The 14115-nt window shown below is 53.2% G+C and carries 10 protein-coding genes; 2 read left to right on the top strand and 8 right to left on the bottom strand.

Going from position 1 to position 14115, the window contains the following annotated elements:
• Positions 1-8 precede the first annotated feature (8 nt).
• Positions 9-356 carry a translation initiation factor gene (locus IPJ96_08635; protein MBK7910410.1) on the top strand — a complete coding sequence of 116 codons (348 nt, stop codon included), beginning with the start codon at positions 9-11 and terminating at the stop codon, positions 354-356.
• A gap of 2 nt (positions 357-358) precedes the next feature.
• Here IPJ96_08635 and IPJ96_08630 read toward each other — a convergent pair whose 3' ends face one another.
• Genes IPJ96_08630 through IPJ96_08620 form a run of 3 tightly spaced genes read right to left on the bottom strand, consistent with a single transcriptional unit; the run spans position 359 to position 5011 of the window.
• The gene (locus IPJ96_08630) at positions 359-892 is read right to left on the bottom strand and encodes a CopD family protein (GenBank protein ID MBK7910409.1); all 534 of its coding nucleotides are present in this window, start codon (positions 890-892) and stop codon (positions 359-361) included.
• A gap of 11 nt (positions 893-903) precedes the next feature.
• Positions 904-2043 carry an N-acetyl-alpha-D-glucosaminyl L-malate synthase BshA gene (gene bshA, locus IPJ96_08625; protein MBK7910408.1) on the bottom strand — a complete coding sequence of 380 codons (1140 nt, stop codon included), beginning with the start codon at positions 2041-2043 and terminating at the stop codon, positions 904-906.
• Positions 2044-2080: 37 nt separating this feature from the next.
• Positions 2081-5011, bottom strand: coding sequence for a serine hydrolase (locus IPJ96_08620; protein ID MBK7910407.1), 2931 nt, complete (start codon positions 5009-5011; stop codon positions 2081-2083).
• Positions 5012-5165: 154 nt separating this feature from the next.
• Here IPJ96_08620 and IPJ96_08615 point away from each other — a divergent pair, with 154 nt between their 5' ends.
• Positions 5166-6056, top strand: coding sequence for a hypothetical protein (locus tag IPJ96_08615; GenBank protein ID MBK7910406.1), 891 nt, complete (start codon positions 5166-5168; stop codon positions 6054-6056).
• Here the strand turns inward: IPJ96_08615 and plsY are convergent.
• From plsY to IPJ96_08590, 5 genes are all read right to left on the bottom strand, one after another.
• The gene (gene plsY / locus IPJ96_08610) at positions 6018-6656 is read right to left on the bottom strand and encodes a glycerol-3-phosphate 1-O-acyltransferase PlsY (GenBank protein ID MBK7910405.1); all 639 of its coding nucleotides are present in this window, start codon (positions 6654-6656) and stop codon (positions 6018-6020) included. The genes IPJ96_08615 and plsY overlap by 39 nt on opposite strands.
• Before the next feature lie 96 nt (positions 6657-6752).
• A complete protein-coding gene (locus tag IPJ96_08605) occupies positions 6753-11222 on the bottom strand; it encodes a hypothetical protein (protein MBK7910404.1) in 4470 nt (1489 codons plus the stop codon).
• A complete protein-coding gene (gene prmA / locus IPJ96_08600) occupies positions 11219-12046 on the bottom strand; it encodes a 50S ribosomal protein L11 methyltransferase (protein ID MBK7910403.1) in 828 nt (275 codons plus the stop codon). The genes IPJ96_08605 and prmA overlap by 4 nt, the downstream gene beginning before the upstream one ends.
• Positions 12047-12050: 4 nt before the next feature.
• Positions 12051-12818 carry a triose-phosphate isomerase gene (locus IPJ96_08595; GenBank protein MBK7910402.1) on the bottom strand — a complete coding sequence of 256 codons (768 nt, stop codon included), beginning with the start codon at positions 12816-12818 and terminating at the stop codon, positions 12051-12053.
• Positions 12819-12859: 41 nt separating this feature from the next.
• Positions 12860-13936, bottom strand: a complete 1077-nt coding sequence (locus IPJ96_08590) for an ABC transporter permease (protein MBK7910401.1) — start codon at positions 13934-13936, stop codon at positions 12860-12862.
• Between the last annotated feature and the right edge of the window lie 179 nt (positions 13937-14115).

Raw genomic sequence — 14115 nt, 5'->3', positions numbered from 1 at the left:
TTACTGACATGTCCAATAAGAACAAGCACCGCAGCGGAGTGGTTTATTCCACCAACCCGGATTTTCATTATGCATCGGATCAACAGCAACCGGAAACCGGCAGCCTTGCTCCTGCCCGTCAGGATTTGCGCGTGCAATTGGACAAAAAGCAGCGGGGAGGAAAAATGGTGACCCTGATCACCGGGTATATCGGCGCTGGGGATGACCTGGAGACGTTGGGGAAACTGTTAAAATCGAAATGCGGAGTCGGTGGCAGCGTAAAGGACGGCGAGATCCTGATCCAGGGTGACCACCGCGATCGTGTACTGAAGATCCTGCTTGAACTGGGTTACAAGGCCAAGCGATCCGGCGGCTAAGTTTACTGTTCCCGAAATTTCCGGTAAAGCCGAATGGCAACCATCAACAGGGCTGCAAAGGCCACCAGACCTACCAGACCGTATATCCAATTGGTCAGGTCCTTCATGACCACGACGAACACAATGGCCACGAGAAACAAGGTGGCGACTTCGTTCCAAACGCGCAGGGCATTGCCCGACAATGGGAATCGTCCGCTTTGCAAGCGCAGGAACAAGCGATGGCAGATCAGTTGGTAGATGGTCAGTAACAGCACCAACAGGAGTTTGAGCCACAACCAATCCGGAATGATCCATGCGTAAGCCGTATGGATCAGGCTGAATCCGAATACGTACGTCAGAACGGCAGAGGGCCAGGTGATACCGTACCACAATCTCCGTTCAGCACCCAGAAAGTGTTTGCTTAACACACTTCGCTCAGGCTCCGGCGCGTTGTTAGCCTCCGTATGGTAGATGAACAGCCGAACGATGTAGAACAACCCGGCGAACCAGGTGACTACGAAAATGATGTGCAGGGCTTTCAGGTGAAGGAAGCTCATACCCGGCTGCTTCAGGCTGTTTTGGTTGCGCCGGCCAGCACGCGATCATACAAGGCTTCGTAACGCGGAAGAATCTGCTGGATGTCGAATTCACGGGCATGCCGGAGCGCGTTGGCCTTGAACTGAAGAAGGCGTTCGTCATCTTCCAGAATGTGAATCGCGTTCCTGGCCATATCTTCCACGTCGCCAACGTTACTCATGAATCCGGTCACACCCTGGACATTCAATTCAGGAATACCACCGGTATTGGTGGAGATGACCGGAACCTGACAGGCCATGGCTTCCAAGGCGGCAAGTCCGAAACTCTCTGTCTCGGACGGAAGGATGAACAGGTCGCCGATGGAGAGGATTTCCTCGACCGCTTCCAATTTCCCGAGAAAGCGAATGTGTTCGCAAGCGGAACATTCGCGGCACTCCTTCTCGACTTTGCTTCTGTCGGGACCGTCGCCGATCAATAATAATTTGGCCGGGATCTTCTCCTGCACCCGGTTGAATACCGAGACAACATCGCTGACCCGCTTAACAGGCCGGAAGTTGGAAGCATGGATGATGAGGCGTTCATTGTTCGGTGCGATCGCACGCCTGAAATGATCCTTCCTCATCTTGTTGAACCTCCGGAGGTCGATGAAGTTGGGGATCACTTCGATCTCCTTTTCAATACTGAAATTCTGAAACGTATCGCGCCGCAGGCTATCGGAAACACTGGTAACCGCGTCACTCTGGTTGATCGCAAAGGTGACAACCGGGTTATAACTCTCATTCTTCCCGACGAGGGTGATGTCGGTTCCGTGCAAAGTGGTGATGAACGGAAGGTAGGTGCCCCTGCTGAGCAGGATCTGTCGGGCCATATAGGCGACGGACGCGTGCGGTATGGCGTAGTGAACATGTACGATATCCAGTTTCTCGAAGAGCGCGACATCGACCAGTTTACTGGTCAGCGCGGTTTCGTATGGACTGAATTCGAAGAGCGGATAGTCCGCTACGGTCACCTCGTGGTAGAAGACGTTCTCGGCAAAATGTTCCAATCGCACCGGTTGGCTGTAGGTGATGAAATGCACCTGATGCCCTTTCTGGGCCAGGGCTTTACCCAATTCCGTCGCAACGACTCCACTGCCGCCGAACGTAGGGTAACATAAGATGCCGATCTTCATGTGGGAGGGATTCCCTCCAAAGGTACGACTTCCGTCCTTACTGGTCGAGTATCGCGTCGTAGGCCGCCTGCTGGATCCGTGTCCGAATGTTCATTTTCACCAGCTTATCGTTGGTTGCATCCGGGAAAACCCGGTTGGAAAGGAAAATCACCAGTAACTCCTCCTTCGGGTCAGCCCAGACACAGGTTCCGGTGAATCCCTGGTGTCCGAATGTTTCAGGAGATGCGGATGCTGCACACGGACTGGACTTGGAAGGATCGATTTCAGGTTTATCGAACAACAAGCCACGGCGGTTGTTGCCTTGGGTGAATTGCCTGCGGGTGAACATACTCACCGTATTCGGCTTCAGGTACTGACGTCCCGCGTAACTACCATGATTGAGCAACATCTGGAAGATGACGGCGAGATCACCCGCATTGCTGAAAAGACCCGCGTTGCCGGACACGCCGCCCTGCATGGCGGCGGCAGGATCATGCACATCACCCAGCACTAGTTTTTTCCGAAAGGCAGTATCCCGCTCTGTCGGAATGATGCGGTCTGCGGAGAAGTTCTGCCAGGGTTTATACAACGTATTATTCAGTTGTAGCGGACTGAAAAATTGCTCTTCCAGGAATTGATCGATGGGTTTGTCCGCTACACGCTCCAGCGCAAAGCGCAGGAAAATGGGGCCGAGATCGGAATACACGTATTTGCCCCGCTCTCCCGCCGGGCTTTTGACTGACCAATCCAGGATACTATCCGCCAATTGAGGAAATGTAAAGAGACTGTCCGATACCCTGACAGAGAAGCGCTCGTCGGGTGTACGGCGATAGTACAAACTGTCAGGACCATTGGCCGAAACCGTCTTCTTCCAATACGGTATCCAGGAAACCAATCCTCCCTGGTGAGCCATGATCTCCCGGATCGTCAGGCCCTTCTTGCCGCTGTTCCGTAGTCGTGGCAGGTAACGGGCCAAGGGTTGATTCAAATCGATCTTGCCCTGATCGAAGACTTTCATGGCCATCAGGCCGGTGCCGGCCACCTTGGTGATGGACGCAATATCATACAGGTCATCATCCCGGACGGCAAGCAGCGAATCGTAAGTATGATAGCCATACGACTTTCTGAACACCACCATTCCCTTCCTCGCCACGAGCACCTGGCAACCGGGCATGGCTTTCGCGCGGATCGCTTCAGCAACAATCGTATCGATTCTGGATAAGGTCCGGCTGCTCATTCCTGCCTTTTCCGGAGTGGTAAATGTCAATCGGATCGGACCGACCGTAGTAAGTCCGGATTCGCGGGTGTATTTTTCGGAAACTTTCACCGGTAATCCACCTTCCGCACGCAGACCACCCATCACGACCTGCGCGGCAAGTCCATGTACATATGGAAAATCCTCGTATGCCAGCACAACGGCTTTCGCTTTGTTGAGCCTGTTGAAACGCGTAAGGGTATAAGCATTACCGAAGTCGACGAATACAGTCGGGTAATTCAACATGACCGAATCCACGAACTTCCGGGCCACTTCCGGAATACCGTAGCCGTTCTGCGCTTTCATGGTTGTTCCGTGAAGGCTGAGAACAACCAGGTCGTAATTCTTCAGAAATGTGAACAGCGCCTCGAACTGACTGACCGGCGCATCCTTGTCCTCAGCAAATACATCCACGCGCGCGTATTTCCGGAGGTTTTCCTGAAACGCATTGTACTTACGGTCGCCAATCACGACCGAAGCGATCCGGATCGAATCCAATGCCCGTAGCGGCAGGAGTTCCCGTTCGTTTTTCAGGATCGTAATGGCCTCGCTAAAAAGATCGAACTGCATCGACAAGGCCTCAGGTGTATTCAGATCGCCAAGCAGATTGGTCGTATCGACCAAGGGCCGCGTGGAGAGGCCGCACCAGTATTTCGCCATCAGGATCTTCCGGACCCTTCGATCCACTTCTTCCTGACGAATGACACTATCGTTGACAGCCTGTAAAAGTGTTTCCACCCCTTTGTGTACATCTTCCGGGCAGAGGAAAATATCGTTCCCGGCCTGGAAGGCAGCCAACTCCAATTCACCCGGCCGGAAGCATGCTGCAACACCCTTCATGTTCAAGGCGTCGGTATAGATCAGCCCCTGAAAGCCCAACTCTTCCTGCAGCAGTCCGGTGACAATGCGTTTCGACAAAGTCGATGGCAAGGCAGGAGTTGAATCGAGTGCGGGGATGGACATATGGGCGACCATGACGGATGCCAAACCGTCGTTGATCATATCCCGAAAGGGCCGAAGTTCCATCGAATCAAGGGCAAGTCTGCTCTTCGCCAACAGCGGCAGCGCCAGATGAGAATCGGTATCCACGTCACCGTGCCCTGGGAAGTGCTTCCCGTTTCCAAGGATACGCGAGGATTGCAGTGCCCTTTGATACAGCAACGCACGACGTGAAACCAGGGCCGGATCATCGCTGAAAGAGCGGCTACCGATGACCGGATTTTGCGCGTTGTTATTAACGTCAGCATCGGGAGCGAAATTGGTATGAATGCCCATTCGGTTGAGCTGGCGTCCGATCTCCAAGCCCATCCGGTAGATCAGGGAGTCATTCTTCATCGCCGAGAGCGTCATTTGACGGGGAAAGCGCACGGTACTATCCAGACGCATCGACAATCCCCACTCACCGTCGATCCCGATCAGTAGCGGGACTTTGGACCGCTGTTGATAATCGTTCGTCATCAAGGCCTGACGCATGGGATCACCCTGAAAAAAGATCACCCCGCCGATTCCCCAGTCTTCAATCAGTTTTTCGATCTCCCGGATATGGACACTATCCCGGTTGCTCCAGGATGAAACCATAAACATCTGGGCGATCCGTTCCGCAGGCGAAAGTGTCGCCAGGACGGAGTCCGCCCAGCGCCTGGCCTCAGGCGTTTCAAATGGTACCCCGGCAGCCGACGCTTTACCGAACGAAAGCAGCCAGAACAATCCCAGGACCCAATACTGTTGCAGCATCGGCCTTGGATTCAAATGCACGGATTTTCTCACTGTTACAAATTTCCTGGTTATATGCCTGCCATATCACCGGGCGCCGCTGACTTTCTCAACAATACAGGCTGGATTTCTAAAGGTCCCTCCTTCCCTTTCTGTCAGCCATTATCTTTGGTGCATGTCGTGGGTATCCCTGTTGCTTTTGACAGCCGCGTTGCTGTTCAGGAAATTCGAATTGCCGGGTGCACAATGGTTGTGGCTGGTCGCGTTAACCAGCCTTGGGGTAAATTGGTTGAGCCTTCGAGACAAGATCAGACCGGTGCGGATAATCCTCGTGCTCTTGCTGCTTTCCTTATTGGCACTCTACCTGCGGTTCGGGATCGTGTCTGGTCTGGGACGTTTTGCGTCCTGCTTTGGATTGATCAGCTTGGGAATCACCTTTGCCGCGAAATCATTTCCGGGAAAAGGCATTGATAAGGTTAACGTATTGCTGTGTTTCGTATTGTTAGGTACCGGCTCCGCACTGGGTGACTGGAAGTTCTTTCATTACTTCAGAGGCAAGAACATGGAGGATCTCCTCCTGGCCAGGCTGTCCGATGATCGGCTGAGCGATGCGGATAATAAGATCGAGCGGTTGTTTCCCCGCTCGGAGGCGGACGACGTATCGTCGAAGGAAGCATTGGACCGTGCACATACTTTTGAGGAACGTCGTGAACTGGGAAATGCGCTTCAGGCGTACGACCTCGCCATTTATTATAATCCCTATAATGCCCTTGCCTATCTGGCCAGGGGATCATTTAAGCTTAACCGACTGGATCTGGATTTCGCAACTGCTGAGTCAGCGATACGGGACTTCAGCCGGTCGATCCGGCTGGATTCAACGATTTCCCAAAGCTGGTATCTCAGGGCAAATGCGCTCGCCTATCTGAATCGTCGGGAACGAGTGTGCGGTGATGCACTGCGGGCATTTCAGCTCGACACCGGTCTGCGCGATGGCTGCCTCAACCTGACGCTAAGGATCTGTCCGGACTCAAGCTATCTTATTACGGGGATGCCACTTCACCCGTGACTCCTCGCCGGCGATCAATCGCTCGATATTGCGCTGGTGCGTCACCAGGATCATGATCGCCACTGCCAGCGAAAAGATGTTGATACTGGAATTGGTGGAATAAAAAACCATGATGACCACCGGAAAAGCCAAGCCGGCCGCCATACTGCTCAGGGAAACGTAGCCGGTGATCAACAGCGAGAGCAAAAATACACCGGCGCAGATCAACGCTGCCGGCGTGTGCACAGCGACCAGTATGCCCAGCATGGTGGCAACTCCTTTTCCACCCCGGAAGCCGACATAAACCGGAAAGATGTGCCCTAACAAGGCGCACACGGAAAGGGCCAATTCGAAATCGATGAATTCCGGAGATGCCGGATCATAATCGCCGACCAGGTAAGCCAGCTTCACCCCTGCGAATCCCTTCAGCACATCCATGATCAGTACTACGATGCCAGGCTTTTTACCGAGGACCCTGAACGTATTCGTGGCACCCGCGTTGCCGCTGCCATATTCCCGTACATCGATGCCATAAAAGGTTCTTCCGACCCAAACCGCGGACGGAATGGATCCTACGAGATAAGCCAGTAATAGACCGAACAGGTTGACGGGTGTCAGCACAGCGTATTGTTCAGGGCGCTAAAGCCCCGCAAGTTAAAAAAGGCCCCGAATTCGCGTCAATCGCGGAATTCGGGGTTTTAAGCGGGTTGATGTCGATTATTCACCTTCCGGTGGCGGTGGATTCATCCGCTTCAGGAAGTTCCGGACCGCCCGATCGGTGGAGAGCATGTATTCAAAATCAGGCTTGTCTTTCACCTTGCTTACGCGCTTCTCCGGCTTCAGCTTGTTGATCTCGTCGTTGAAAGCACTGTAGGACGCGATGGTCTGCAGTAATCCGCGCGAGTAACTGAAAAAGAACCACGCGCCGTTTTCAGGTTCGAGGTAGATATTCAGTTGATCTCCACTCTTCTTATGCACGATCTCGACCCATCCATTCATCTTTCGGTTGACGGATACCTTATCGAGACTACCGATCCCGATCGGACCAATCGAACGATAGGTCCTGGTTTCGTTGTTCCAGGCCAATTTCAGATCGGTGATCAGTAAGGTGTGGCGAAGGTCTTCCGGGATCTTCTTGAAGTTTCCGTAGAGGTTCAGCTCGCCGATGTACTTGTCAGCCTTTTCTTTTCCGACCAACTCGGTCATCCCGCGTTCAAAGGCTGGTCGGCCGAGGTCCTGGGTTGCCTGAAGGTTCGGATTGGTGGATAGCTGATCGCTCATGACCTTCAAGGCGTCATCGGAGAACGGGAAATCGATGGCGGCCATGATCTCGAACTGCGTACTGTCGTTGACGAGATTATTGATCACATTACCAACAGTAGTCAGGTTGAGCTGGCCGAAATCGGATCCGAAATTCAACCTTCCTTCGCCATAGACAAAGCAACGAGCATCATCCAGGCTCAGATAGTTACCGGCTGCGGCAGGTTTTTCCAGGCGTTCAGCGGTCGTTATCCGGAACTGCTTGCTCGCTTTATCGAAATACAGCACACCGGAAGCACTTATGATCTCCAGGTCACTGGGCCGCTGCTTGGGCATGAGGAAGGCGGCGTAAATGCCGGTGCTGTCGGACGTCTGAGCTACGGCTGCGGATAACTTCGCGCCATCGTCCGTTACCGGCGAAGCGATCGGGATGCTAACGTTGGCCGGGTTGATATCACCACTGAATCGGATCCAGTTACGCCCGATTTTCTCACACTGGATGTTGGGTTTGGTAAAGCCCGAGAAATTGAGATACTCCTTTGAAGCTGTCAAGCGCACATCTCCTTTAAACAGGAACTGCGGACTGAGCGGGAATCCGGCGGTATCGGCCAGTTGTCCCCGGGCTACGGTTTGGAAAGTGGTGTCCACGCCGATCTCGTCAAAATGAAAATGGTGTTTCACTTTATTCTCGTCGATGTAGTCGTAGTCACCGGTACCGCTGAAGCGTTTGCGTCCCTGAATGTCGATGTTGGCGTTGTAGATCGTATGGTATTTGGTCGTGTTATTGGCCAGCACCCGTGCATCGGTGAGCGTGCGCATTTTGGCGTAGCGTTCCACTACGACCTTTCCGCTATCCGGAATGACCGAAGCGTCGGCGGTTTGGATGAAGGCGACCTTTTCGGCTTTGATCAGGAAGTCCTTCAGGGAGTAGCGCGCGAACGGGGCTTTCCAGCGCAGGGAATCCTGACGGGGCTCTACCGAGATGAAGTCGGACCCGGTGAGCGAAATTCCGGTAGCCGTATCCTGCACAGCTGCCGTGGAAGATGAACTCAATTCGATCTCCTTTTGGTCCATGAACCACTTGAACTGGTCGATGAAACAGATGTACTGGTTCAACGGGAAATTGACATACGAACCGGCACCATTCGATTTGAACTCACCCATCCGCTTGACAAAGTCGATGTGCGCGTTTACGTTCTTGGTATCGAAGGCAAGCGCGGAGGCATTGTCGGATGTGAGTCGAAAATCGGAGGTGTCAGCATCAAACTGCTCTGATTTATAGCGAAACAGTTTGGACTCGAGTTCGCTTCCGGTGAATGCCATCAGCCCGTTCCCGGTCATACCGGCAGGTCGCAGTTGCAGGTTGCCGTTCAGCGTAGCCTGCTGTTCGTACATCTTCAGGTCCTCCTGCCGACGGTTGACATACATGACGTCCTTCTTCGGCTCCCAGTGCACATACACTTCATCGCCAATCACAGAGGGGTACTGGACCCCTCCCAGCGTTTCATTCCGGTTGGTGAAGCTCTTCACGTTGGAGTTCATCGAATCCGGCAGGAACAGGAAGTCGTCGGTTTTCGAAACAGAGGTCAGGTAATCAAGGGTACCGTCACCGTGCAGGCCGGCATTGCTGAGGGAGAGCTTGGCGGTGACTTTACCTTTACCCCCATATGCCTGCCATCCGGCATCGCCCGTTTGCCGGACCAGGCCCAGGGACAGATCGGGCTGGAGTTTCAACGAATCCCGGAAGTCCGGAAAGATTCCGGCGCTGACAAACTCACCCGCGAACCCGAGGCCTGCACGACTGAAGTTATCAAGCGAATCGATCGTGAACGGGTCCAGGTGAAAATAGAAATCATCCCGGGTGTAAACGCCTTCCTGGATAAACGGACGATCATAATAGACGTAGGAGTCCTTCTTGGAGTTGAAAATCGGGTACTGCGGAAAGTCCTTTAATCCGGACTTATTCCCGAACTGGTCGATCAGCAGGTCACCGGTGATGTTCTCGACCACGCTCCTGACGGCTACCAGCTTGCGATTCCCGAATTCATCCACTTCCGAAGGATCATCGCTTTCCACGCGCAACCGAAGCGAATCAACGTTGTCGAGATTGATCTTGAAATTGTGGTAATCGAACGAAAACTGCTTTCCAAAAAAATCGAAGCGGCCCGCCTTCACCCGGCCGGCAAAGGTGAAATCCCGGTTCTTCTTGAGCTTCACTTCCTGTTCTTTCGGGAAAATGACCACGTTCTGCGAATCACTCAATACGATCGGTGCCAACCCCCGCAGCGTCATTTCATAATTCAGGAGGTTGATGCTGGCATTCGGGCGCGCCTTGATGACCGATTCGAACTGGAGTACATCGTAGTCCGTCTTTCCTACATTCGCCTGCAGGTAATAATAGAGCCGGTCTTTGATGATGGCGCGATCTTCTTTGCTGTCGTAGCTGACGAAACCACCATTGGAGAAATTGATCAACATGGTCCGCACCTCGCTGGGAGCAAGGCGCATGTACTTGGCGAGGTCTTCGGTATAGACAATGTTATTACCCTGCGATTGCGCGAATTGCTTGATGGTAAACAAGGGGTGCACATCGCTCAGCCCCTGGAGTTTGAGAAAACGGTTCTTCCGAAAGTAATTCGAGGATTCGAATGTGGCTTTGCTTTCCCCCGCACCGCTGATCATTTTCAGATCGATCAGCGGATCGTCGATCTTCCAGTACAATCCGTCGTAGTACATGTCGATCTGATGGAACGAATCATAATACGGTGCCTGTGACTTCCCTTCTTCCGCACGGATGAGCGTCACTTCACGATCGGCTACCATGTACTTGAAGGTGATGCTGGGGCGATATATGCTGTCGCCGTCGAGGTTGAACAGCACGGAGGCCTGGTCGGCGGTGATCCGATCCTTACGAACGACGAAGCCGTCGGAACCGGCGATGAGGAAGGGTTTCTTTTCTCGGGAAAAGATCAGCTTGGCTTGTTCTTCAACGGAACCTGAACCTACCATGCGGTTGCCGATCATGGAGAAACCGCCCCGGTAATTCACATCGGGTACGATATTCTTGATTTCAAGACTGGTTGTATAAGAAACAAAACGCGGATAAGAGGCATTCTCCGGTCCCATGTTGGCCAGGAGCTTATCCGTGTACTTACCTGTCAGCGGCGCCTGAAAGTAGGTCGAATTGTAGAACGTCACGCTGTCGGCTTCGAAGTCGCTCCCCGTTACATCGATCCGGAACCTTGCCAGCTCGGCACGCACAACACCTGCATCCCAGCCGGCCCGCGTCCAGTCAACCTTTCCACCGTTTCCGAAAAACTCCTGCTTGGTCGGATAATAAGCACCACTGGTTTCCCGAATCATCAACGAATCACCTTTGGAGTTACAGACCAGGTTGGTGGCCGGGATCAGGATACGTGGTATGGAGTCGAATTCGAAGCGGTAATTGTTATGCTGAGTATGCCAACGGGTGGAAGCGGACTCATACAAGGTGTTATCCCGGAAAAGCAGGTTACAGGTATTGATGTACTGGGGAAAAAAACGTGTAGGCATCAACAACAGCTTATCGATGCTGGATTGCCAGGCCGCGAAACTTTCCGCTGACTGATTGCTTGCGGCAAAACTGGTGAGGGTCATCACGTAATTTCTGAAATCCGGAATGGCTTTCATCCGTTTCCGCAGCATCGCGTTACAGGTCTTGTAGATGGCGGTTTGTTGCTGCGGGGAGAACTTACCACCGGTCCAGTATGGGAGAAAAGCTTCCATCACTTTCTCCGCTTCCTTCTTGTCGGTTTCAGCCAGGAACTTTTGCAACTCATCCGCAAACTTCACAGGATCATCGGTGAAGTTGCGCAACCCTTGTCCGAATACAGCCGGCGAAACCAGCAGGAACAGCAGCGCTAAAAGTGAGTATCGAAAAATCCTCATGGTTTTTTGAAGGTTATGGCAGCCCATTCGTTATCGGTTTCAGTGTAGATGAAGTGAAGTCCGGAAGCGGCAGCTGCTTCCCGGATGACCGGAAGATCCTGGTTCAGGAATCCGCTCATCATCAGGAGAGCATTCGGATGCATGGCATTTGCCATGACCGGCATTTCCTTGACCAGTATATTCCGGTTGATGTTGGCGAGGACGAAGTCGAATTGCCTTTCACCGATCGCGCGTGCATCTCCTTGCTCCACTCGCATGCAAGTGATCCCGTTGCGCTCGCAGTTTTCCCGGGTATTCTCCACGGCCCAAACATCAATATCGATTCCCGTCACCTCGACGGCACCCAGTCGGGCTGCCAGGATGCCCAACACTCCGCTTCCACAGCCGAGGTCCAGGACCGTTTTCCCAATGAACGATTCGCGCAGCATCATGCGAATCATCAGGGTGGTGGTTGGATGATGACCGGTTCCGAATGACATCTTCGGCTCGATCTCCAAAGCAATATCGCCTTCCGGTGCGGCTGGATGAAAGGGGGCGCGGATGGTCACGCGCTGGTCGATTCGTACCGGTTCATACTGCTTTTCCCAGGTTTCATTCCAGTTCTTGTCTTCCAATAACGAAGCGGTCCAGCGCAAATTTTCGCCGAATGGAAATTCACTTGCCAGGCGACCGAATGCGGCTTCATCGAATCGGTCAGCCGGAACGTAAGCGTTGAGGATGCTTCCCTCCTGCTCGAAAGCATCGAAATCCAGCTCGGCGGCCCAGGCCAGTACCACTTCCGGGTCGATACCCGCAGCCTGCATGGAAACTTTGATCCAGCTCATGCGATCAGCGGTTCGTGCCAGCGGCTGCGATGATGGAAAGGAAATCGACAGCTTTCAGGGACGCGCCGCCTACCAGTCCGCCGTCCACATCCGGGCAAGTAAACAGATCGCTTGCATTGGTAGCATTTACGCTCCCGCCGTAGAGGATCCGCATTTCGGATGCAATCGGTTCGCCATACCGGGCAAAAAGCAATTGTCGAATGAAGCGGTGCATCTCCTGCGCCTGGCCTGTCGTGGCGACCACCCCGGTACCGATCGCCCAAACCGGTTCATAAGCGATCACACATTCTGTCACTTTCTCAGGAGAAAGATGAAAGAGGCTCTCGTGCAATTGCTGTTCGATCAATTCAAAATGTCGGCCTGCAGTACGGTCATCCAGTTTTTCTCCACAACAGAAAATGGGCAACAGCGATTGCTCCAGCACGCGATCGACCTTTGCCGCCAGCAAAGGGTGATCCTCGTGATGATATTCCCGTCGTTCGCTATGTCCAACGATCACATACTCGACACCCACCGAAGCCAGCATGGAAGCCGCTACTTCACCGGTAAAAGCGCCACGTTCGTAGGCGGAGACATCCTGAGCCGACAGTGCGATACCGGGCTTTCGCTGAATGCGGTCCAGCACATCGTGCAGGTAGATAGTCGGCGGTGCCAGCACGATTTCCGCGCCGTTGTTTTCCGGCAAGCCATCAACGATCGCATCGACCAGGGTCATCGCTTCGGCATATTGCAGGTTCATTTTCCAGTTGCCTGCGACGAGTGGAGTTCTCATGATTCTTCAGGAGGTAGATATTCGAGGATAAAAATAGGACATTATCCGCCGACGCGGATGCGCGGGTCCAACCAGGCGTTGATCAGGTCGGCGATCAGGTTCAATATGACAAAGATGACGGAGATGAAAAGTACCACGCCCATCACGAGTGGCAGGTCATACTGCTCTAAAGCATGTACCGTAAGCTTACCGATACCGTTCCAACCGAAGATATATTCCACAAAAACGGCGCCTGCCAGCAAGGAGCCCAGCCAGCCGCTCACGGCGGTTACGATCGGGTTGAGCGCGTTACGAAGCGCATGTCGCAACAGAACACGGCGGGAGGATACACCCTTCGCGCGGGCCGTACGAATATAGTCGAGCGACAAGACCTCCAAGAGGGAACTACGGGTAAGTTGAGTGATGATCGCCATCGGACGAAGACCAAGCACCAGGGTGGGCAACAGCAGGTTCTTCCAGGCGATGTATTCACCATGGAACGGGTCGATCTCGCGTAAACTCCCGGTCATCTCCAATCCGGTCCAGTCGCTCCAGGCATAACCCAACCACCAGGCAATTAGGATAGCGGCAAAGAAGCTCGGCAACGAAACACCCGCGACAGAAAAAGCGAGCGCCAACCGATCCGGCCAACGATCCTTGTTCAAGGCTGCTACCAGTCCGAGTATAATTCCTAAAAAGGTCGCGAGTAAAATGGATGCAAGCGCCAGTATCCCGGTCTCAGGTAATTTCTCCAGTAGGATTTCCGAAACGGGACGTTTGTTCTGATAGGACTTACGCAGATAAGGCAACTTCGCAACAAGTTCGGTCTTCCCGAGCCGAAGCAGGTGAACGACCGAACCGTACTTCTCCTTATGAGCATAATAACGGCTGACCGTATCGGTCGAATGCAAGGAGAGTGGCGAGAGGTCATTAATGAAGACAACGAATTGCCGGGAAACGGAAAGATCACGTCCGAGGTCGCGGTTGATGATCGCAAGCGAGGCTGAATCCGCCTGCTGACCCAACATCATCCGTGCCGGGTCAGCGGGGAGGACGGAAAATAGCAGAAAGACGAATACAGCTACACCGGCTACGACAAGCAAGCCGTTCCATAAACGCCGGAAGAGGAAATTCAGCATGGTACGAATTGCAGAATTAAGATTTTATCAGGCCAGGCAAGCCGGCCAAACGTTGCATTTTGTAACATACTTTCAAACAAAAAACCGATTTTAAAATTGCTGCTTCTGACTGAATTGCAACAGCTTAGATCATTTTAGAAAATAACCTACATTTGGAAACAACCATTCTCCGCAGACAC

The sequence above is a fragment of the Bacteroidota bacterium genome (genome assembly GCA_016713765.1).
Classification (GTDB): Bacteria; Bacteroidota; Bacteroidia; order AKYH767-A; family 2013-40CM-41-45; genus Pollutiaquabacter; species Pollutiaquabacter aromativorans.
The sequence above is the reverse complement of the archived record's forward strand: the minus strand, read 5'-3'. Positions and strand labels throughout refer to the sequence as shown.